The 22160-nt window shown below is 56.6% G+C and carries 19 protein-coding genes; 6 read left to right on the top strand and 13 right to left on the bottom strand.

The annotated features are described in order from the left end of the window. The first annotated feature begins 93 nt into the window (after positions 1-93). Positions 94-1740 carry a Na+/H+ antiporter gene (locus B3511_RS17270; RefSeq protein ID WP_046885529.1) on the top strand — a complete coding sequence of 549 codons (1647 nt, stop codon included), beginning with the start codon at positions 94-96 and terminating at the stop codon, positions 1738-1740. A 19-nt stretch (positions 1741-1759) separates the two neighbouring features. Here B3511_RS17270 and B3511_RS17265 read toward each other — a convergent pair whose 3' ends face one another. Then, positions 1760-2647: a LysR family transcriptional regulator gene (locus B3511_RS17265; RefSeq protein ID WP_286783920.1), complete on the bottom strand. Its 888-nt coding sequence runs from the start codon at positions 2645-2647 to the stop codon at positions 1760-1762. A gap of 101 nt (positions 2648-2748) precedes the next feature. Here B3511_RS17265 and B3511_RS17260 point away from each other — a divergent pair, with 101 nt between their 5' ends. Together B3511_RS17260 and B3511_RS17255 are read left to right on the top strand one after the other, a co-directional pair. Then, positions 2749-3159 carry a CidA/LrgA family protein gene (locus B3511_RS17260; RefSeq protein WP_286783919.1) on the top strand — a complete coding sequence of 137 codons (411 nt, stop codon included), beginning with the start codon at positions 2749-2751 and terminating at the stop codon, positions 3157-3159. Beyond that, the gene (locus B3511_RS17255; protein ID WP_046885526.1) at positions 3152-3841 is read left to right on the top strand and encodes an LrgB family protein; all 690 of its coding nucleotides are present in this window, start codon (positions 3152-3154) and stop codon (positions 3839-3841) included. Before B3511_RS17260 ends, B3511_RS17255 begins: the two co-directional genes overlap by 8 nt. A gap of 26 nt (positions 3842-3867) precedes the next feature. On the opposite strand, the gene B3511_RS17250 is transcribed toward B3511_RS17255, so the two are convergent. Together B3511_RS17250 and B3511_RS17245 are read right to left on the bottom strand one after the other, a co-directional pair. Beyond that, positions 3868-5148 carry an ABC transporter substrate-binding protein gene (locus B3511_RS17250; RefSeq protein WP_207292815.1) on the bottom strand — a complete coding sequence of 427 codons (1281 nt, stop codon included), beginning with the start codon at positions 5146-5148 and terminating at the stop codon, positions 3868-3870. A 108-nt stretch (positions 5149-5256) separates the two neighbouring features. Next, a complete protein-coding gene (locus tag B3511_RS17245; protein WP_046885563.1) occupies positions 5257-6552 on the bottom strand; it encodes a Gfo/Idh/MocA family protein in 1296 nt (431 codons plus the stop codon). Positions 6553-6599: 47 nt separating this feature from the next. Between B3511_RS17245 and B3511_RS17240 the strand changes: the two genes are divergently transcribed. Continuing rightward, positions 6600-8168 carry a hypothetical protein gene (locus B3511_RS17240; RefSeq protein ID WP_286783918.1) on the top strand — a complete coding sequence of 523 codons (1569 nt, stop codon included), beginning with the start codon at positions 6600-6602 and terminating at the stop codon, positions 8166-8168. A gap of 205 nt (positions 8169-8373) precedes the next feature. Here the strand turns inward: B3511_RS17240 and actP are convergent, their stop codons facing one another. From actP to acs, 3 genes are all read right to left on the bottom strand, one after another. After that, positions 8374-10023: a cation/acetate symporter ActP gene (gene actP / locus B3511_RS17235; RefSeq protein ID WP_286783917.1), complete on the bottom strand. Its 1650-nt coding sequence runs from the start codon at positions 10021-10023 to the stop codon at positions 8374-8376. Continuing rightward, positions 10020-10334: a DUF485 domain-containing protein gene (locus B3511_RS17230; protein ID WP_286783916.1), complete on the bottom strand. Its 315-nt coding sequence runs from the start codon at positions 10332-10334 to the stop codon at positions 10020-10022. The genes actP and B3511_RS17230 overlap by 4 nt, the downstream gene beginning before the upstream one ends. 109 nt (positions 10335-10443) lie before the next feature. Further along, on the bottom strand, positions 10444-12402 hold the full coding sequence (acs, locus tag B3511_RS17225; protein ID WP_286783915.1) for an acetate--CoA ligase: 1959 nt from the start codon (positions 12400-12402) through the stop codon (positions 10444-10446). Positions 12403-12822: 420 nt separating this feature from the next. On the opposite strand from acs, the gene gltP reads away from it, so the two are divergent. Then, positions 12823-14136 (top strand): glutamate/aspartate:proton symporter GltP, encoded by a 1314-nt coding sequence (gene gltP / locus B3511_RS17220; protein ID WP_286783914.1) that lies wholly within the window; start codon positions 12823-12825, stop codon positions 14134-14136. A 31-nt stretch (positions 14137-14167) separates the two neighbouring features. On the opposite strand, the gene B3511_RS17215 is transcribed toward gltP, so the two are convergent. From B3511_RS17215 to fdhF, 3 genes are all read right to left on the bottom strand, one after another. After that, complete coding sequence (locus B3511_RS17215; protein WP_046885519.1) at positions 14168-14842, bottom strand: tetratricopeptide repeat protein; 675 nt, start codon at positions 14840-14842, stop codon at positions 14168-14170. 115 nt (positions 14843-14957) lie between these two features. Continuing rightward, positions 14958-15110: a Hok/Gef family protein gene (locus B3511_RS17210; RefSeq protein WP_040077580.1), complete on the bottom strand. Its 153-nt coding sequence runs from the start codon at positions 15108-15110 to the stop codon at positions 14958-14960. A 290-nt stretch (positions 15111-15400) separates the two neighbouring features. Beyond that, the gene (gene fdhF / locus B3511_RS17205) at positions 15401-17548 is read right to left on the bottom strand and encodes a formate dehydrogenase subunit alpha (protein WP_286783913.1); all 2148 of its coding nucleotides are present in this window, start codon (positions 17546-17548) and stop codon (positions 15401-15403) included. A gap of 244 nt (positions 17549-17792) precedes the next feature. Here fdhF and B3511_RS17200 point away from each other — a divergent pair, with 244 nt between their 5' ends. After that, a complete protein-coding gene (locus B3511_RS17200) occupies positions 17793-18524 on the top strand; it encodes a response regulator (RefSeq protein ID WP_040077577.1) in 732 nt (243 codons plus the stop codon). Here the strand turns inward: B3511_RS17200 and B3511_RS17195 are convergent. The 4 genes from B3511_RS17195 to B3511_RS17180 all read right to left on the bottom strand — a co-directional run bounded on the left by B3511_RS17195 (position 18489) and on the right by B3511_RS17180 (position 22151). Next, positions 18489-19532, bottom strand: coding sequence for a carbohydrate kinase family protein (locus B3511_RS17195; RefSeq protein WP_286783912.1), 1044 nt, complete (start codon positions 19530-19532; stop codon positions 18489-18491). The two genes, B3511_RS17200 and B3511_RS17195, sit on opposite strands and share 36 nt — an antisense overlap. Beyond that, the gene (locus B3511_RS17190) at positions 19532-20392 is read right to left on the bottom strand and encodes a ketose 1,6-bisphosphate aldolase (protein WP_286783911.1); all 861 of its coding nucleotides are present in this window, start codon (positions 20390-20392) and stop codon (positions 19532-19534) included. The genes B3511_RS17195 and B3511_RS17190 overlap by 1 nt, the downstream gene beginning before the upstream one ends. A 10-nt stretch (positions 20393-20402) precedes the next feature. Continuing rightward, entirely contained in the window at positions 20403-21089 is a 687-nt protein-coding gene (locus tag B3511_RS17185; protein ID WP_286783910.1) for a D-lyxose/D-mannose family sugar isomerase, read from the bottom strand. A 120-nt stretch (positions 21090-21209) separates the two neighbouring features. After that, on the bottom strand, positions 21210-22151 hold the full coding sequence (locus B3511_RS17180; RefSeq protein WP_212478536.1) for an ABC transporter substrate-binding protein: 942 nt from the start codon (positions 22149-22151) through the stop codon (positions 21210-21212). Positions 22152-22160: the final 9 nt, after the last annotated feature.

The following is a 22160-nucleotide window of genomic DNA, read 5'->3' as shown; positions in this document are numbered from 1 at the left end:
TCGCGTTGTCAATTGCGTTACTCTGAAGAAGATAGACTTAAGGCACGACGCCTTACGATTGACTAAAACAGACACATCGCAAACAGGGAACGCATGGAAATTTTCTTCACCATATTGATCATGACCCTTGTGGTCTCACTTTCCGGGGTAATAACCCGCGTATTACCCTTCCAGTTACCGCTGCCGCTGATGCAAATCGCAATCGGTGCGCTGCTGGCGTGGCCCACGTTTGGGCTGCACGTCGAGTTCGATCCTGAGCTGTTTCTGGTTCTCTTTATTCCGCCGCTGCTCTTTGCCGACGGCTGGAAAACCCCGACCCGTGAGTTCCTGGAACACGGTCGCGAGATTTTAGGCCTGGCGCTGGCGCTGGTGGTGGTCACCGTCGTGGGTATTGGCTTCCTGATTTACTGGGTAGTACCCGGTATTCCGCTGATTCCGGCTTTCGCGCTGGCGGCCGTGCTCTCACCCACCGATGCCGTGGCCCTGTCAGGGATCGTCGGAGAAGGGCGAATTCCAAAGAAAATCATGGGCATTTTGCAGGGCGAGGCGCTGATGAACGACGCCTCTGGCCTGGTGGCGCTGAAATTTGCCGTCGCCGTAGCGATGGGCACCATGATCTTTACCGTCGGCGGCGCGACCATGGAGTTCCTCAAGGTGGCGATTGGCGGTATTTTGGCGGGCTTCGTGGTCAGCTGGCTTTATGGCCGTTCACTGGGCTTCCTCAGCCGCTGGGGCGGGGATGAGCCGGCAACGCAGATTGTGCTGCTGTTCCTGCTGCCATTCGCCTCATACCTGATTGCCGAACACATCGGCGTGTCGGGCATCCTGGCGGCCGTGGCGGCGGGGATGACCATCACCCGCGCCGGCGTGATGCGCCGGGCGCCGCTGGCGATGCGTCTGCGTGCTAACAGCACCTGGTCGATGCTGGAATTTGTCTTTAACGGCATGGTCTTTCTGCTGTTGGGTCTACAGCTGCCGGGCATTCTTGAATCCTCGCTGGTGGCGGCAGAGGCGGACCCTAATGTCGAAACCTGGATGCTCTTTACCGATATCGTGCTGATCTACGCCGCGCTGATGCTGGTACGTTTTGGCTGGCTGTGGACCATGAAACGGTTTAGCGTGCGTTTCCTGAATAAAAAACCGATGGAGTTCGGTTCCTGGACCACGCGCGAACTGCTGATTTCGACCTTCGCCGGAGTACGTGGGGCGATCACCCTCGCCGGTGTGCTCTCTATTCCGCTGCTGCTGCCCACCGGCGATGTCTTCCCGGCGCGTTATGAGCTGGTGTTCCTGGCGGCTGGGGTAATTCTGTTCTCGCTGTTTGTCGGCGTGGTGATGCTGCCTATTCTGCTGCAACACATGGAGGTGGCTGACCACGTTCAGCAGCACAAAGAAGAGCGTATTGCCCGTGCGGCCATCGCCGAGGTCGCTATCGTGGCGATCCAGAAGATGGAAGAGCGCCTGGCGGCAGATACCGAAGAGAATATTGATACTCAACTGCTCACCGAGGTGAGTTCTCGCGTCATTGGTAATCTGCGTCGCCGCGCCGATGGCCGTAACGATGTAGAGAGTTCAATGCAGGAAGAGAGACTGGAACGTCGATTCCGTCTGGCGGCGCTGCGTTCAGAGCGTGCTGAGCTGTACCACCTGCGCGCCACGCGCGAGATCAGTAACGAAACGCTGCAAAAGATGCTCCACGACCTCGATTTGCTGGAAGCGCTGCTGGTTGAGAACCCGTAGTCTTTTGCCCCTCATCCGTTCAGGGTGAGGGGCTCCAGAATCCTTCGCAACACTGCAGCCACGCCCGTGCGCTGTGGGATAAATAGACCCCTTCACGCCAAATCATCCCCAACTGCCAGTAGAGATCGCTCTCCAGCGGGATCCAGCGCAGCGTATTTTTGTCCAGCCGCTCGCAGATGGGCTGCGGCAGAATCGCAATGCCTACCCCGGCCTGCACCATGGCGGCCAGAAAATCCCACTGCCCGCTGCGCACGGCAATGCGGGGTTTCACGTCGTGTTGATTAAAGAGCTGCATTAACTGGCGGCTAAGGGCGAAGTCTTCGTTATAAATGAGCAGTGGATGCCCGGCCAGCAGCTCGGGTTTAACCTTGTCAATCTTAAGCCAGTCACCCGAGCGTGGTACCAGTACGCACAGTGGGTGGCTGAACAGCGGCAGGGTCGCGAGGCCGCTCTCCTCTTCAACGGGGAGGGCGGTCATCGCCAGATCCAGCTCGCCGTTAATCACCGCCTGTTGCACGGTTAGCCCGCCAAACTCGGCGATTTTAAGCTCCACGCCCGGATAGCGCTGACGGAACAGGCTGATGGGCCCGGCCATCATCATCCCGACCATCGGCGGAATGCCCAGACGCAGTAAGCCTTTGTTCAGGTGGTTGATATCACTGAGTTCAGCTTCGAGTTGCCGAAACTCGGCCAGAATCGCCAGCCCACGTTCGAACACCACCCGGCCTGTATCAGTGAGCAGCAGCTTGCGTCCGTCGCGAATGAGCAAATTACAGTTGAGTTCATCTTCGAGGTTTTTCAGCATCTTGCTGATGGTGGGTTGGGTGACAAACAACTTCTCCGCTGCGCGAGTAAAACTCTGCTGGCGTACCACTTCGACAAAATAGCGCAGCGTTCTGATGTCCATAACTATTCCTCGAAACTATACATTCGATGATTTTAATTCATTTCAGTGGATTAGGTGTGCTCACTATACTGGCGCTCCGTCTCATTTTTGAGGAATAAGCCATGGCCGTGGCGTTAAGTCGTGTTACGCCTGCCGTTGTGCAACGACTCCAGGTGCCCGTACAGGTGCTGCTGTATGCCGCGCTGTTCGTTTTTGCGGAGTATCTGGTGAACTGGCTGCATCTGCCGCTGCCCGCCAACCTGGTGGGCATGTTACTGATGTTGGCCCTGATCCTCTGTCGCATTCTCCCCCTGAAGTGGGTACGCGCGGGGGCCCGCTGGCTGCTGGCGGAGATGCTCCTCTTCTTTGTCCCTGCGGTGGTGGCGGTGGTGAATTATGCCCAACTGCTGATGGTGGACGGCTGGCGTATCTTTGCGGTGATTGCCCTCAGTACGCTGATGGTATTGGGCGCCACCGCGTGGGTGGTGGACAGAGTCTACCGCTTTGAGGTCAGCAGGCTGAAAGATGAGTAATTTTCAGATAAGCCTCTTCTGTCTGGTGATTACGCTGGTGATCTATTTCGCCAATAAACGCCTCTATCGCCGCTTTCATAAATTGCCGCTAATGCCGCTGGTCTTCACGCCGATCCTGCTGGTGTTGATGCTGATCCTGGGCCATATCTCCTGGCAAAACTATATTGGCGAATCGCACTGGCTGCTGTGGCTGCTTGGGCCGGCGACCATTGCTTTTGCGGTACCGGTTTACGACAACCTGGCGGTGATTAAGCGCCACTGGATGTCGCTCACCGCGGGCGTCATCACCGCGACGGTGGTGGCCGTCACCAGTTCAGTCTGGCTGGCGCGGCTGTTCACGCTCTCTGACGAGATCCAGCGTAGCCTCGCGGTGCGCTCGGTCACGACCCCTTTTGCTCTGGCCGCGGCGAAACCGCTCGGCGGACAGCCCGATCTGGTGGCGCTGTTTGTTGTCGTCACTGGGGTGTTTGGCATGGCGGTAGGCGATATGCTGTTTTTACGCCTCTCCATCCGCGAGGGGATGGCGAAAGGGGCCGGCTTCGGTGCCGCCTCCCACGGGGCGGGCACCGCCCGATCCTATGAGCTGGGTCAGCAGGAGGGGGTGGTCGCCAGTCTGGTGATGATGCTCTCTGGCGTAGTGATGGTACTGATTGCGCCGCTGGTGGCGTGGGTGATGTTTTAGGCCGCCGTTGCCAGCGACCTGCTGGATTAGCGATTCAGACGGCGCACAATGCGTTCAACCTGCTGGCGAAACTCGGCCGCAACCTGGGCAGGCGTGAGCTGGCCCTGGTCTAGCTTTTCACGCGCCGAGGTGAACTGATCGATGATTTGTAAATCCTCAATATACGGAGTGGCGACCACGGTGGTGTGCAGCGCCTGGGCCTGGCGCAAACCGGCAATCACGGGGTCGTTCGGGTCGATAATCCCCTTCCCGGTGAGCAGCGTTTCTGCCGATTTGTTCAGCGGAATACCGCGCTCCAGCCCCAGTGCTTCCACCGACTGCGGATCGTTGAGCAAGAAATTGATCAGTAAAGCGGCCTCTTTCGGATGTTTTGTGGATTTCGCCACCGACAACATCTGCGCAGTTTTAAAGTAAGCGCCAGACTCTTTTGCGCCAGGCTGCATTACGTAATCTCCCAGCACCAGCTTCGCCGGTGGCGTCATGTTGTTGGCAAACATCCGGATCGTGATATTCCAGGTAAACAGGCCGCCCCATTCGCCGTTAATCCAGGGCTTCATCTCATAGAGATTCCCCTTGCCGTAGGCGGAGAGTGTTTTTGGCGAGGGCAGGACATGCTCGTCACTTAAGCGCTTCAAAAAGCTAAACGCTTCCGCCCACTGAGCATCGTCCCAGCCGAACGACCCGTCGCGGTTAAACATCGGTTTTTGATACTTCTGCATCATCCAGGTATTCAGCAGCAAGATGACATCCTGATCCACCATCGCGTAGGGATAGGCGTTATTGCCTAATTTTTGCTGGAACACCTTTCCGGCGGCAAAAAACGCATCCCAGTCTTTGGGATAAGCCAGCCCGGCCTTTTGCCAGGTGACGTCGTTATAGTAAAAGACCGGCGCGTTGACCGAGATAGGCAAGCCGTTAAGTTTGCCTTTCACCGTGGTTGAGGCGAGATCGTTGGCGGAATACTGGCCTAAATCCAGCGTATCTTTGAGTTTATATAGGTCGTAATACCCTTCGCCGTTTTTAGAAAAGATACTTAGCCACGGCCAGTTGGTTTGCATGACGTCCGGTTCGGTGCCGCTGGCCATTTGTGTGGTCAGGCGCGCGAGGTGCCCGTCCCAGCCGGTGTATTCGGCCTTCACGTGGATATGGGGATAGGTTTTCTCGAAGGCTTCCAGCGCCTTCAGCGTGGCCTGATGGCGGCTGTTGCCCCCCCACCAGGACATACGTAATTCAACGGGCTGTTGCGCCCAGGTGGAAGTACAGGAAAATAACAGCGATGCGATGACACCTGATACGAGTTTATTCATTTTTGTCTCCGGGACAGAGGCAGCATTATTGTTATTAAACAGGTGAGTAACTGCACAATACTGACCAGCAGTTTCGGCGCAGCGTCCTGCCGCGCCGTTGAGAAGCACTTAAGATTTAGTGAGACGGGAGACCAGCTCAAACTCCGTAAAGTTCACCGGTCGCTGCAGCTGCATAGAGAGATTGCCCGCAATGCCGGTGAGGATAGACATCGCCCCGGCGCGGTGATCGGCTGCACGCTGCAGCGGATCGTTGCCCGGCTCGCCAAAGAGATCGGCCAGCATGGCGTTATCGCCGCCGCCATGCCCCCCTTCGCCCAGGCTGAATTCTGCCTTCCACGGCTCGGCGAACATCGGGAAGACGGTGATGTCGCACTGCTCCAGGCTCCCCTCGTTTTCGCGTTTACCCCCGGCGTTAACGTAAGATTTCTCAATGATTTTCATCTCCAGACGACCTTCGGTGCCGTTGAAGACCACGTTGAGCCCTTCCCAGGGCAGATAGGCGTTCAGTGAGTAGGTAAGCTGGACCTGATTCTGATACTTCACCAGCACAGACATAGTGTCTTCGATGGTGATGCCATCACTGAATACGCTCTGATCGCGGAAGTAGTTATCTTCATGTTCGGCATCCAGATAGAGCGCTTTAAGCTGGGCGTTATCTGCCATATGCAGCGCGAACGGATCGTCTTTCGCTTCGGCGAAGCCGTGGGCGCGGGGATAGAACCGGGTCACGCCGCGTTTTTCTGCGTTCTCTTTACCGTAGAACTGCAGGCTACCTTCGGCGTAGACCCGCTCCGGATAGCTGCCCAGCCAGAAGTTCATCAGGTCGAAGTGGTGGGTGGATTTATGCACCAGCAGGCCACCGCTGTTGCGCTTTTCGCGGTGCCAGCGACGGAAATAATCCGCGCCGTGTTCGGTGTTAAGCAGCCATTCGAAGTGAACGGAGGTGACCTTGCCAATCACCCCCTGCATCAGCAGTTCACGCACTTTGCTGTGGTGCGGCGCATAGCGGTAGTTAAAGGCCACGCGCACGCTACGGCCCGTCTCCTCAATGGCATCAAGAATGCGCAGCGCACGTTTCTCATCGATGGTCATCGGCTTTTCGGTGATCACATCGCACCCGGCGTGCAGGGCGCGAACGATATAGTCATCGTGGGTGCGGTCCATTGTGGTCACGATGATGCTGTCCGGGCGGGTTTCGCGGATCATCTCTTCAAACTGCTCCGCTTTCCAGGTAGAGACCGGCGCGGCCCCTTCGTTCTGGAGTAACTGGTTCGCATAGTCCATGCGCGTCTGGTTGGTATCGCAAAACGCGACCATCCTGGCATTTTCACGCCAGGCTCCCCCAATGGCAGAGATATATAAACCCGCACGACCTCCCGTTCCGACCAGCGCATATTTTTTCATGGCATCCTCGATTAAGATAAGAAAATAAATATCAGCAAGGTGGCGCAATGAAACGTATTCCACATCAATTGATGGAGCTGAATAGCACCTTTATTTGGCACTGGCCCTGGTTTATTCAGGGAGTGGCAAGCGCAAAGCAGCATGGTTTCACCGGCATCATCCTGCACCAACAGGAACTGCTCTCTCTTCTTGCGACGCCCTCGCCGTTAAGCGCGAAACTTAACGTCGAGAACTTAATTCATCAGCAAAATTACGCGCTGCAATATTTAAAACGTGTCGATCGTTACCTGGCGGAAAATAATTTAACGTTCTGGCTTCAGGGAGAGGCCGCGCCGAACGACGACATTATTAAGCGTAAATTTCCTGAACTGAGCTTTGATGAAAAAAGCACGCCCGATTTCTGGCACCCTTTCTATGCGTCAATTCTGCATCCGTTATTAGCCTCTTTGCCTCATCTCAGCGGCCTGATTCTTAGCCTCACCACCCCCGATTTTCAGACCACCCGCTGGCAGCAGAGCCTGCATGATGTCTGGAGCCTACTGCGCGGGCAGGGCAAGAAACTGATCCTGCGTGATTTCATTGATGACAGCTGGCCGCGACAGCAGCTGTCCGGCATCCTGGCCCGTTTATCAGACGATGTACGCGCCTCGATTAAAGCCACGGAGCTGGATTACCACCCCGGTTTTGCCAACCATCCCCACATCGCCACGCTGCCGGGGCATAAAAAGTGGATCGAATACGATCTTTTCGGCACCGGATATGGCTGGACCGCGCTGCCTTGCTATCTGGCCGATGAGATCAGTGGGCGCCTGAGCTGGGCGCTAAGCGCGGCTGAAAACGAAATCGAAGCCATTACCTCACGGGTGAGCTGGCAGTGGCTACCGGATAGCCGGGTGATGGACTCGGCTAACGCCATCAATCTCTTCGGTCTGTCCGCCGCAAACCAGCAGGACGATGCCGCACGGACCACGCCGTTTGAGCGCTGGGCAGAGCAACAGCAGCTCGGTTTTCGCTCCCTGCAGGACAAGCATCAGCTCGCGGCCATTTTGCATGCCAGCTACGACTGGCTCTGTAAGACGCCAAACTTCCTTGGGCGGCGACTGCACTATCAAAGCCAAATCCCGGAGAGCGTGGCCCAGGCGCAGCAACTGCTGCATATGGACACCCGCAGTGCCAACTGGCTGCATGCCTGGCAACCGCTGATGCCAGCCGACGATCCCGCGCTTGGCAAAGAGCAGCGAGAGCGGGTCGCGCTGGAAAAAGAGGCCGCCTGCTTCCTCGCGTCGCGCACGGTGCAAAACCTGCGTGAGTTGATGCCGCTTATCGCCTGCCCGAACGACACCCTGGAGATCCTGCTGGCCGCCTGGCGTAGCGCAGAAATCTACAGCCAGATGTTCTCCCGCGTGGCGGCGGCTGTCACCGATGTGCTGTGGCTTGACCATTACGGTGCAAACAGCCTGCCCGCGACGACCCTGCAGCGACACCAACAACATCTGCACGAATACGCCGAGACGCTGGCGCACTGGCTGGCGCATCCTCCCGCCGGTGGGCCGCTGTTCCTGCCGCTCCTGCTTAGCCCGGCGCGTCTCACGCAATTTGCCGAAAGCTTGCGTTAAAGCATAAAAACTGTGGCCAGGGTTGTCTGTACTGGCCTCAGAGGGAAAGGGGGGGTTTGAGGTAAAAACGGGAAAAGTGTGATGGCCTTTATGAAACAGAGATAAAGCCTGTGAAGTGGGTCGGCTTTTTTTGTTTTGGTGACGTGATTAACGTCACCTGAAGAGGGGAAAACTGTGATCCCCGACCAGAGGCCGGGGAGCCATTTTAGTGTGCGCGGCCCTGCTCAACGCCGAGACCGGTTTGTGAACGGATAAACTGGGCGCGGAATTTCTCGCGCTCAAGATTACCTTCCGCTGAATTGTCAGTGGCAGAGAAGAGCCAGATACCGATGAAGGCCACCGCGATAGAGAAGAGCGCCGGATATTCATACGGGAAGATCGCGCTTTCATGTCCGAGGATCTGTACCCAGATGGTCGGGCCAAGGATCATCAGGATCACCGCCGTCAGCAGGCCAAGCCAGCCGCCAATCATCGCGCCACGCGTCGTCAGTTTTGACCAGTACATGGAGAGCAGAATGATAGGGAAGTTACAGCTCGCTGCGATGGAGAAGGCCAGGCCGACCATGAAGGCGATGTTCTGGTTTTCAAACAGGATCCCCAGCAGGATGGCGACCACCCCCAGCACCAGTACCGTGATTTTGGACACTTTCAGCTCATCGCGCTCGCTCGCCCCTTTACGCCAGACGTTGGCATACAGGTCGTGAGAAACCGCAGATGCGCCCGCCAGCGTCAGGCCGGCGACCACCGCCAGAATGGTGGCGAAGGCCACGGCAGAGATAAAGCCGAGGAACAAGTTACCGCCCACGGCATCGGCCAGGTGCACCGCCGCCATGTTGTTGCCGCCAATCAGCGCGCCCGCTGCGTCTTTGAAGGCCGGGTTCGCCCCCACCAGCATGATCGCACCAAAACCGATGATAAAGGTCAGGATGTAGAAGTAACCCATAAAGCCGGTGGCGTAGAAGACGCTCTTACGCGCTTCACGTGCATCGCTCACGGTGAAGAAACGCATCAGGATGTGCGGCAGGCCTGCGGTACCAAACATCAGCCCCAGCCCTAACGACAGGGCGGATATCGGATCTTTCACCAGCCCGCCGGGGCTCATGATCGCTTCCCCTTTCGGGTGGACTGCCATCGCTTCGGTAAACAGGTTATTGAAGCTAAATCCAACGTGCTTCATCACCATAAAGGCCATAAAGCTGGCACCAAACAGCAGCAGCACGGCTTTGATGATCTGAACCCAGGTGGTGGCGAGCATGCCGCCAAACAGTACATACATCACCATCAGTACGCCCACCAGCACCACGGCAATGTGGTAGTTGAGGCCGAACAGCAGCTGGATAAGCTTACCGGCACCCACCATCTGGGCGATGAGGTAAAGGGCGACCACCACCAGCGAGCCGCAGGCGGAAAGCGTGCGGATAGGACCTTGCTTCAAACGATAGGATGCCACGTCGGCAAAGGTATAACGCCCGAGGTTACGCAGACGCTCGGCGATCAGGAACAGGATAATCGGCCAGCCGACCAGGAAGCCGAGAGAGTAAATCAGCCCGTCGTAGCCGGAGGTGTACACCAGCGCGGAGATCCCGAGGAAGGAGGCGGCAGACATAAAGTCACCGGCAATCGCCAGCCCGTTCTGGAAGCCGGTAATGTTACCGCCTGCGGTGTAGTAGTCGTTACGGGAGCGAACGCGTTTTGATGCCCAGTAAGTGATGTAGAGCGTAAACACCACAAAAAGAAGGAACATCACAATGGCTTGCCAGTTGGTGGGCTGGCGTTCAACCGCACCGGTAATGGCATCCGCAGCGTTTGCCGCAAAGGGAAGGGTGGCGGCGAGCGCCGTCAAAACTCTCTTCATGATGCTTTTACCTCGCGCAGTACGGCCTTGTTCAGACGGTCAAATTCGCCGTTAGCGCGCCAGACATAGACGCCCGTCAGCACAAAAGAAATTACAATCACGCCAATGCCAATCGGGATCCCGCGCGTGACGCTGGTGCCCGCATGCAGTGGCGTGCCGAGCCAGTGCGGCGCGAACGCAATCAGCAGAATAAAGCCGATATAGATAATCAGCATAATGATGGACAGCATGAAGGCAAACCGTTGCCGTTTTTCCACGAGCTCCCTGTAGTGCGCACTATTCTCTATCTGCTGACAAATATGGTCATTCATCACAGAGTCTCCAAAGGTAAGGTTGGTTTGTTTTTGTTCCCTCTCCCTGAGGGAGAGGGTTAGGGTGAGGGCATCAGACCGCCCCTCTCCCACGGGGAGAGGGAGAAAATTATGAAGGCATTGCGATGGCCTGCTTCTCTTCGAGCAGTTTTTCCACCACGCCAGGATCCGCGAGCGTTGAGGTATCGCCAAGATTACTGGTATCGCCTGCGGCGATTTTGCGCAGAATACGGCGCATAATCTTGCCGGAACGGGTTTTCGGCAGGGAGTCTGTCCAGTGCAGCACATCCGGCGTGGCAAGCGGGCCTATCTCTTTACGTACCCAGTTGCGCACCTCGGCATAGAGCTCCGGCGTTGGCTCTTCGCCATGATTTAACGTGACATAGGCATAAATCGCCTGGCCTTTAATATTGTGGGGGATGCCGACGACAGCGGCTTCCGCGATCTTCGGATGCGACACCAGCGCCGATTCGATTTCAGCGGTACCCAGACGGTGGCCAGAGACGTTCAGCACATCATCCACGCGGCCGGTGATCCAGTAGTAACCGTCTTCATCGCGACGGGCACCGTCACCGCTGAAATACATGTTTTTAAAGGTAGAGAAGTAGGTCTGCTCGAAGCGGTCATGATCGCCAAACAGCGTACGCGCCTGGCCTGGCCAGGAGTCGGTGATCACCAGGTTGCCCTCGGTAGCCCCCTCCAGCGCATTGCCTTCGTTATCCACCAGCGCAGGCTGGACGCCAAAGAAAGGACGCGTGGCAGAGCCCGCTTTCAGTTCGGTCGCACCCGGCAGCGGGGTGATCATGAAACCGCCGGTTTCGGTCTGCCACCAGGTGTCGATGACCGGGCATTTTTCATTACCAATCTTCTTCCAGTACCACTCCCACGCTTCCGGGTTGATGGGTTCACCCACGGAGCCCAGGATACGCAGGGAGGAGCGATCGGTCCCTTCAATCGCTTTATCGCCTTCTGCCATCAGGGCACGAATCGCGGTAGGGGCGGTGTAGAGAATATTCACTTTATGCTTATCCACCACCTGGCTCATGCGCGCCGGGGTTGGCCAGTTTGGCACCCCTTCGAACATCAGCGTGGCGGCGCCACAGGCCAGCGGACCATACAGCAAATAGCTGTGGCCGGTGACCCAGCCTACGTCAGCGGTGCACCAATAGATGTCGCCCGGATGGTAATCAAAAACATATTTGAAGGTGGTCGCCGCATACACCAGGTAGCCGCCGGTGGTATGCAGTACCCCTTTCGGCTTGCCGGTGGAGCCAGAGGTATAAAGGATAAACAGCGGATCTTCCGCGTTCATCTCCTCAGGCTGATGCTGGTCGCTGGCTTGCTCAATCAGATCGCTCCACCAGAGATCGCGGCCCGCCTGCCACTCAATGTTGCTACCGGTGCGTTTGAACACCACTACGTTGCTTACGCTTGTGACGTTCGGGTTTTTCAGGGCGTCATCGACGTTCTTTTTCAGCGGAATGGTACGGCCGGCACGTACGCCCTCGTCGGCGGTGATCACCAGTTTTGAGCTGGAGTCGATAATGCGCCCGGCAACCGCTTCCGGCGAGAAGCCGCCAAAAATCACGGAGTGCACGGCACCGATGCGGGCGCAGGCCAGCATGGCAACCGCAGCTTCGGGTACCATTGGCATATAGATAGCGACCACATCACCTTTTTTGATGCCCTGAGAGAGCAGCACGTTGGCAAAGCGGCAGACGTCGCGATGCAGTTCGCGGTACGTGATGTTTTTGCTCTGCGAGGCGTCGTCGCCTTCCCAGATAATGGCCGTCTGGTCGCCGCGCTCGGCGAGATGGCGATCGAGACAATTCGCGGCCAGGTTCAGGGTGCCGTCTTCATACCATTTAATCGAGACGTTACCCGGCGCGAAGGAGGTGTTCTTTACCTTCTGATAAGGGGTCATCCAGTCGAGGATTTTTCCCTGCTCACCCCAAAAGATTTCAGGGCTGGAGACAGACTGTTGGTACTTCTCCTTGTACTGCTCCGGATTGATCAGGCAGCGGTCCGCAATGTTTGCGGGAATGTCGTGTTTGTGGATTTGGCTCATGGCTTTTTTTCTCCTTGTAAGATGTTAATAATATGTCGCAAAAACGTTAATAGTAGGGGCTTTGCCAGCTTTGTTTACTATTTGGGCGACAGATCACGCAATAATTCAGGAGTTCAAAAAACGACCGAATAACACTTTATCTTAAAATAATTGCCCTCAATGATTATTTACATTTATGGATAAAAAAGCGTTTTTATAACAAAAGGTTATTAATCATCACTGGTGGAAATTAGCGTCATAAAGCATTTTGTCAGTCAAATGCCTCGTTCTTAAAGGCTTGCGCAGCATGGCATGCAAATGATACTGATACGCCGCGTTAAAAAACCCCATAAATGAACGCAACACAATTCATACCCTTTCAGTATGTGTCGTCCTCACGCTTTCGCGAGGCCGATCACTTCATTGAGGAAGTCTGTTTTTATGAAAAATTTGAAAGTCAGCCTGGCCTGGCAAATTTTGCTGGCCCTTGTGCTGGGTATCTTGTTGGGTAGTTATCTGCATTATCACAGTGACAGCCGCGAATGGTTGATCGCCAACTTGCTGTCGCCGGCAGGCGATATCTTTATTCATCTGATCAAGATGATTGTGGTCCCAATCGTTATCTCGACGCTGGTGGTAGGTATTGCTGGCGTGGGTGATGCGAAACAGCTGGGACGTATCGGGGCAAAAACCATCCTTTATTTCGAAGTGATCACTACGGTGGCTATCATTCTTGGCATCACGCTGGCAAACGTATTCCAGCCTGGTGCGGGTATTGATATGTCGCAGCTGGCAACGGTGGATATTTCGAAATACCAAAGCACAACGGCCGACGTGCAAAGCCATTCCCATGGCCTGATGGGCACGATCCTCGCGCTGGTTCCCACCAATATCGTGGCCTCCATGGCGAAGGGCGAAATGCTGCCAATTATCTTCTTCTCCGTCCTGTTTGGCCTGGGTCTGGCATCGCTGCCTTCTACCCACCGCGAGCCGCTGGTCACCGTGTTCCGCTCCATCTCCGAAACCATGTTCAAAGTTACCCACATGGTGATGCGTTATGCGCCGGTAGGGGTGTTCGCGCTGATCTCCGTCACCGTGGCCAACTTCGGTTTTGCCTCCCTGTGGCCGCTGGCGAAGCTGGTGATCCTGGTACACTTCGCCATCCTGTTCTTCGCGCTGGTGGTGCTGGGCATCGTGGCGCGACTGTGCGGGTTAAGCATCTGGGTTTTGATTCGTATCCTGAAAGATGAGCTGATTCTGGCCTACTCTACCGCCAGCTCCGAGAGTGTACTGCCGCGTATCATCGAGAAGATGGAAGCCTATGGCGCACCGGCGTCGATTACCAGCTTCGTGGTGCCGACCGGCTACTCCTTTAATCTCGATGGCTCAACGCTGTACCAGAGTATTGCCGCGATCTTTATCGCCCAGCTGTACGGTATTGACCTCTCGCTGTGGCAGGAAATCGTGCTGGTACTGACCCTGATGGTGACCTCGAAAGGGATCGCGGGCGTGCCGGGCGTCTCCTTTGTGGTGTTGCTGGCCACGCTGGGAAGCGTGGGGATCCCGCTGGAAGGACTGGCGTTTATCGCCGGTGTTGACCGTATTCTCGACATGGCGCGTACCGCGCTGAATGTGGTGGGCAATGCCCTGGCGGTACTGGTTATCTCTAAATGGGAACACAAATTCGACCATAAAAAAGCGCTGGCGTATGAACGCGAGGTGCTGGGCCGTTTTGATAAGACTGCCGATCGGTAATGCCGCTTCCGCCCTCTTGCGAGGGCGGAATTTACTCCCCGCTTAACGCCTCAAACTCTTCGCAGCCGGTATCAAACCCTTCAGTACAGCTCAGATTAAACCAGTACAGCGCTTTCTGTTTATTCGGCGTGATAAAGCCTTTCTCTCCCTGCTGAAATACCTTCCCTGCCCAGTACTCGGCATAACCGGTGCGCGAAAGGGTAGAGCTGCGCTTAAACCAGTCTGCAGCCTGAACATCATCCTGCGCCACTTCCACACCGTTCGCGTAGATCAGCCCCAGCAGCAGTTGGGCATCCACGGCGGCGTCATCTTCGGTATTGGCTGCCGCTTTTTGCAGCAAGGTAAGCGCCTGCGGATAGTCGGGGGTTCCGGCTTCGGTATTGACCAGCAGGCGCGCCAGCATCACGGTGCCGGGCATACTGCCAGCCAGCATTGCCTGCTGGGCCAGCCCTTTTGCCTGCGGGTAATCGCCGTGCTTGAACTTGATCTGCGACAGCAGCGCCATGGCATCAACATCGCCGCCGGTGGCCGCTTTTTCGGCCCACACCTCAGCCTGTTTATCGTTACCGGAGCTGTACCAGGTCTCTGCAAGAAGATACTGGGCGCGACTGTCGCCCGCCTCGGCCTGAGCCTGGTACTGGCTACCAATCTCATCGGCGCAGGCCAGGGAAGAGGAGAGCAGCAGCAGGTAGAGAAGATGTTTCATCTGTTCATTTCTTTTAAGGAGATTGCGCGCAGTATAAGCGGGGTACGAGAAGAAAAAAAAGGGTGCGTTAAGGCACAACATCCCACAATCGGGCGGGAAACCCCGCCCGCTGAAGTTAGCCTGCACCGCAGGCTAATTTAGCCGCCACTTCATGTTGCCCACTCTTTATTGTGAGTTCGCATAATGCACCGCGATTAATAAAGGTGAATAACACAATTGTCAGGCAAATAATTAATATGATGCCCAACGCATACTTTAATGGCGTCATGCCTTTTACTCCTTGCAAAGAAAAGAATAAGAGGCTACCTTCAACTTGTTGGGAGTTGAGAGAAGGTAGCCTCGGTTAATGGAAACATTACCGGGGCTTTTCACTTTCTGTCTCTCAACACGGCTTAAGACAGAAAGCCTTAAGCACCCGCCGTTATTCTTATTCGTATGAAATAAAAAGCAAAGATGTAAATACATACCGGGTTAATTACATTTTTCTGGAAGGAAGGCCGCATAATAATATTCACAGAAATGAGTTTCTGTGAATATTATAAAAGCGGGATAAATAAACTATCCCGCAGCGCTTTCACGAAGTCGGTTTTTAAGCTGCTTATATTCCTCTTGTACATCGCGTTCGGCCGCCGCCTGATCGGCAATCGGCTCAACCCTTACGGCACAATATTTATATTCCGGCGTTTTTGTTATCGGGCTCAGGTTTTCCGTCACCAGTTCGTTGCAGGCCCCAATCCACCATTGATAGGTCATATATACCGCGCCTCGGTTTGGCCGTTCGCTGACCTGCGCCCGGGTCATTACGCGTCCTTTGCGCGATTGCACCCAGACCAGCGCCTCATCTTCAATGCCTAACCGGGCGGCATCGGCGGTATTGATCTGCACATAGCCGGGTTCATCCGCCAGGGCAGAGAGGGCGGCGCAGTTACCGGTCATGGAGCGGCAGGAGTAATGGCCTACCTCGCGTACGGTAGAGAGCACCATCGGATACGCAGCGCTCAGCTTATCTATCGGTGCCGACCAGTCGCAGGTGTAGAACTGTGCCAGCCCGTTCGGGGTATCGAAGGATTCGGCAAAGAGCCAGGAGGTTCCTTGATCGTGGGCGGACTCATCCCGGCACGGCCACTGGATATACCCCAGCTCGCCCATTTTTTCGTAGGTGGCGCCGGTAAAGTTGGGGCAGAGATAGCGCAGTTCATCCCAGATCTGCTGCGTGTTGTCATAGTGCATGGGATAACCCATTCGGGTCGCGATCTCGCTGATGATCTGCCAGTCCGTTTTCAAATCCCACTGGGGCTCCACCGCCTTGAAAAAACGCTGGAATCCCCGATCTGCTGCGGTGTAGACCCCTTCATGTTCGCCCCAGGACGTAGACGGCAGTATGACGTCGGCGGCGGCGGCCGTTTTGGTCATAAAGATATCCTGCACAATGACCAGATCCAGCGCCGCGAAAGCTTCACGCACCGCCGACAGTTCAGCATCAGTTTGTAAGGGATCTTCGCCCATGATGTACGCGGCCCGCACCTCACCCTGCGCAACGCGATGCGGCAGCTCGCTTATCCGATAGCCGGGCCGCTCGGGCAGATGCTCAACGCCCCAGGCCCGGGCAAATTTTTCGCGATTTGCCGCGACGGTTACCGGCTGATAGCCCGGATAGACATCCGGCAGGGCGCCCATATCGCAGGCCCCCTGAACATTATTTTGCCCACGTACCGGATTAACGCCCACGTGCGCCTTGCCGAGATTGCCCGTCAGCATCGCCAGGCTGGTGAGGACACGTACAGTCTCCACGCCTTGCCAGAACTGCGTTACCCCCATGCCCCACAGCAGGGTGGCGGTTTTTGCCCCGGCATACATCCGCGCGGCCTGACGGATATCACGGGCGCTGACGCCGATGATGGCTTCTACCGACTCCGGCGAATAGTTTTCGACAACGTTTCGATATTCGTCGAAACCTTCCGTTCGTGCGGCGATAAAGCTCGCGTCATACAATTTCTCGGTAATGATCACCTGCCCGATAGCATTGAGCAGGGCGATATTCGAACCATTTTTCAGCGCGATATGCAGGTCGGCGATGCGGGCAGTCTCTATCCGCCGGGGATCGCAGACAATAATTTTCGCGCCGTTCTGTTTCGCCTGAATGATGTGATTCGCCACGATTGGGTGTGAATCGGCCGGGTTGTAGCCAAAAATAAAGACCAGATCGGTATTATCGATCTCATTGATGGCATTGCTCATGGCGCCGTTACCCACCGACTGGTGCAGACCTGCAACCGAGGGGCCGTGTCAGACGCGCGCGCAGCAGTCGACGTTATTGGTGCCAATAACGGCGCGGGCAAATTTCTGCATCACATAGTTGGTTTCATTCCCGGTACCGCGAGACGAGCCCGTCGTCTGGATGGCATCCGGCCCGTATTGTTCTTTGATGGCGCTCAGGCGCCGGGCAACATAGTCCAGCGCCTCGTCCCAGCTTACGGCGACGAGCTTACCGCCGCGGACAGGGCGGATCATGGGGGTTTTTAACCGCGGGGTCAGGATCCCGGTATCGTTAATAAAGTCCCAGCCGTAGTAGCCCTTCAGGCACAACGTTCCTTGATTGGTCTTACCCTGTGCGGGCTCGGCCCGAACGATTTTGCCGTTATCGACCACCAGCGTTAACTTGCAACCGGAGGCGCAATAGGGGCAAACCGTGATGACGTTTTTCATCGGTATCGCTCCAGATAATCGAATTCATGGTTATTATGCAGGCCCATAAGACCTATTTTTATTGTGGAAATACCCTGACTTTACGGCGGATCTCTGGTCAATACCCTGATAGAAAACAGTCATTCGACAAAATCCCCTGCGGGATGTGATGTCGCCTGAAATTTCGATACACAAAAGTCGAAACGGCTGGAGCCAGTGGCAGAATCGGCCAGACTGAAAGTGATCTCCCTGACGGAACTGTGCGATGAAACCCGCGATCCTGGTCGTCGATGACGATACCGCCGTGTGCGAACTGCTGCAGGATGTGCTGAACGAGCATGTCTTTACGGTGCATGTGTGCCATACCGGCCATGAAGCCCTGCGCCTGGCGCAGAGCGACGCCTCCATCGCGCTGGTGCTGCTGGATATGATGTTGCCTGACATCAACGGGTTGCAGGTTTTACAGCAGCTACAAAAACAGCGTCCGGCGCTTCCGGTCATCATGCTTACTGGCTTAGGCAGCGAATCGGATGTGGTGGTGGGGCTGGAGATGGGGGCCGACGACTACATCGGTAAGCCTTTCAATCCCCGGGTGGTGGTGGCCCGGGTCAAAGCGGTGTTACGTCGTACCGGGGCGCTGGCCGCCGAGCCGGTCGCCGTTCGTCACGGCGGTATCAGCTTTAACGGCTGGACGCTGGATACCCAACGCTGCGAACTGAGCGACGCCCAGCGCAGCGTAGTGCCGCTTACCCAGGGAGAGTACAGCCTGCTGCTGGCGCTGACGCAAAACGCCCGCCGGGTGCTGAGCCGTGAACAGCTGCTGGAGCTGACGCATAGCGAAAGCGCCGACGTGTTTGACCGCACCATTGATGTGCTGATTATGCGTCTGCGGCGCAAAATTGAGGTGAATCCACATCAGCCGCTGCTCATTAAAACCATCCGCGGGCTGGGCTATGTCTTTTCAGCCGATGTGCTGGACGGCGACCGCGCCGCTTAACCCCTGACGATGCTCATCAATAAACTGCTGTAACTCCGGCAACGTTTTCGCACCGTCGATAGCATTGGCCGCCAGCAGGCTGGCGCGAGCGCAGGCGTGGGCCAGCAGGATACTCTCCTCCAGCGGCCGCGACTCATGGCAACCGTATAAAAAACCGGCGCAAAACGCGTCGCCCGCCCCCACGCTACCGATGATCTCTGCTTGCGACAGCCGCCAGGAGGGGATCCAGCGCCCTTCCTGACCGGGCTCTTGCCCCCATGCGCCTTCCGGGCAGTGAATTACCAGCCGCTCGTTGACCCCTGCCGCCAGCAGCCGCGCGGCCGCCTGGGCGATATTGGCCAGATCGGGCGTATCCTGGCTGTCGCGCATCTCCAGCCCGCTGAACTCCCCCGCTTCCAGCTCGTTAATGACCAGATAATCAACGTGACACAGGGCAGGGCGCACCAGCGGCTGATAGCGTGGGTCGCCCTTGCGGGAGACCAGGTCGAGGGAGGTTTTGAAGCCCCGATCGCGCATTTGCGCCAGCAGGCGAGCCCCGCGGGTACCGAACGACGCGTCCGGCATGTCCAGGCTATCCAGCAGCAACAGATAACCGAGGTGAAAGATTTTCAGGCTGTCGTCCAGCCGCTCGAAGGCCGGAAGATCCAGCAGACGATTGGCGCCGGGAGAGTGGAAAAAGGTGCGCTGGCCGCTGGGGTCGGTCATGACCTGCGACATGGATGTGGGGGCAAAGCTGGTACGCTCTACCCGCTGGCGGTTGACGTGATACTGGTCGAGCATCGCCATAATGTAATCGCCGTCGTTATCTTCGCCAATCAGCCCCACCGCCTGCAAAGGCAGGCCTGTGTGCATTTTTGCCAGCGTAAGCAGGACGTTGAGCGGAGCGCCTCCGGTGGCGCGCTCGCTGTGGGTGATCTCTGCCAGCCAGCCGCGCTCTGGCCAGTCGACGACCTGGTGAACATGATCCACCAGCATATTGCCTGCGGCGATAATGCCCTTGCGTTCCATCAGGCTTGCCCCGCGCTGCCGAAGATGCGCATCTGCTCAGCCACGGTGTCGGTGATCGCCTCTTCAATGCCCAGCAGCAACTCTGCGAACTCGTCATAAATCGGCTGTCGGTTGGCCATCCGCTGCTCTACCGAGGTCAACGCCGCCTGCGACATACCGGTATAGAAATTGATTTTATGAATTCCCAGTTCGATGGCGCGGCGGAAATCCGCATCGCTAATACCGGAACCCCCATGCAGCACCAGCGGCAGACCGGTCTGCTGACGAATGGCGTCGAGCCGGGCGAAATCCAGCTTCGGCTCACCTTTGTATTTGCCGTGCGCATTGCCGATCGCCACCGCCAGGGCATCAATACCGGTTTGATCGACGAAATCACGGGCGAGCCGCGGATCGGTAAAGAATGCTTCATCCGCATGACCGTAGAGCGCCCCCCCTTCATCGCCTCCCACCGCTCCCAGTTCGGCCTCTACCGACACCCCAACCGCATGGCACATTTTCACCACTTCGCGGGTCTGGCGAATATTCTCCTCGTAGCTGAGGGTGGAGCCGTCGAACATCACCGAACTGAATCCTAAGCGCAATGCCCGCACTACCGCCTCAAAATGGAGGCCATGATCGAGGTTAAGTACCACAGGGATATCATGTCGGGCAGCTTCGAACCTTACCGCTTCCACCAGCGAGTCGAGGGAGAGATACTTAAAATGCACTTCGGCGATGTTGATGATAAACGGGGAGATTTCTTGCCTGGCGGCGGCAAACAGCGCCCGCAGGAAATGGGAGTCGAGAACGTTAAACGCCCCCAGGGCGTAGCGATGCTCACGGGCGTGAGCCAGCCCGTCGGCGAGAGAGATTAATGGCATGGTTCACTCCTTACAGGCGAAACAGGTTGTACTCGTTGCACCGCACCAGTACGGCGGGCTCGTCCTCTTCGACAGGGTTGTAGCGGGCTAATGGCTGCAAAAAGTGGTTATCGTGTTCATCGTCATTGACCGATGACACCTCGCCAACCAGCACATCGCCAAAGCCGCGCTCGCCCCAGAAGCTGTGATACAAACCCGGCGTCAGGCAGATGCTCTCGCCAGGCGTCAGGCGTAGCTGGCTTCCCGGTGCATGAGTCTGGATGTTGCCGTCGATAACCACCGTCACGTCGGTGTTTTCGGTCTCTTCGTGCCCGTCCGCATTCCACAGCTCGATAATTAAATTTCCCCCACCGCGGTTAACGATGTCTTCGCGTTTTCGCCAGTGGAAGTGCATGGGGGTAACTTGCCCGTCGCGGACGTGCATGATTTTTTCGGCGTAGCACTTCTCATAAGGCACGCCGTTGGGGGAACCGTTGCGCAGGGTAAACAGCGTCAGCCCCTGGGCGTAAAAGTTATTGCTGCCAAAGGTCGTCACGTCCCAGCCCAGTTTCAGGTCAAATACTTCACGCCAGGCGTGGCGATTCAACTGCTGCCACTGGGTGGGGGGAAAGCTGGCGAAAGGGGGTAAATGCACATTGTGCATAGAGAAAAATTGCCGCGTGTGGCCGAGGATTTCGTTTATGTCGGAGCGTTTCATGGGGACTCCTTGAATGATGTGCTGTCCCCCTCACCCCGACCCTCTCCCTCAAGGGAGAGGGAGGAAAGCTCCTGCGGCCTTCAGGCGGGAGAGGGTGAGGGGAAACAGGCCGTACAACGGTTACTTCACCGTCCAGCCTTTGTAATTACCCACACTGTTCTTATCAATCATCGTGACCGGGATCAGCACCGGCTCTTTTGGTGCCGGTTTGCCCTGCAGGATGTCATAGCCAATCTCGACCGCTTTGGCCGCCATCACCTGCGGGTCCTGCGCCGGGGTTGCCACGAACAGCGAGTTCTCCCGCTTCAGCGCCTCCTCCGCATCCGGGCTGCCATCCACCCCCACGATAAAGAACTCCTTACGCTGTGCCTGTTTTGCTGCCAGATCGGCGCCGATCGCCGTGGGATCGTTTATCGCGAAGACCCCATCAATCTTCGGATTAGCCGCCAGCAGGGAGGTCATCACCTCCAGCCCGCCTTCGCGGCTCCCTTTGGCGTTCTGGTTATCGGAAAGCACTTTGATATCCGGATGACGCTTGAACTCGGTCTGGCAGCCTTCCACGCGGTTTTGTACCGCAGAGACCGGCGGCCCGTTGATGATCACCACATTGCCTTTGCCTTTCAGGCGATCAGTAATGTATTTGCAGGCCATCTCCCCCGCCTGGGTGTTATCGGAGGTGATGGTCGCGTCGGCACCTTCTGCCGCCACGTCAACCGCGACCACAATAATGCCCGCCTCCTTCGCCCGCTTCACCGCCGGGCCGATACCCTTAGAATCTGCGGCGTTGAGAATGATCATGTCGACCTTCGCCGCAATAAAGTTATCAATCTGCGACACCTGTTGACCGAGGTCGTAGCCGCTGGAGACCAGCGTCACTTTCACGTTATCCCCCGCCAGTTTGCGCGCTTCCAGCTCGGCGCCTTTGGTGATCTGCACAAAGAACGGGTTGGCGAGGTCACCTACCGTCACGCCGATGGACTTCAGTTCTTTTGCCTGCGCAAACGGCGTTGCGGCAAGCAGTGCGCCGGCACAGAGCGCGGTAACAAGAGGTTTTAAACGCATACTTTTTTC

Source organism: Leclercia sp. UBA1284, from assembly GCF_002308415.1.
GTDB classification, from domain to species: Bacteria; Pseudomonadota; Gammaproteobacteria; order Enterobacterales; family Enterobacteriaceae; genus Enterobacter; species Enterobacter pneumoniae.
The sequence above is the reverse complement of the archived record's forward strand: the minus strand, read 5'-3'. Positions and strand labels throughout refer to the sequence as shown.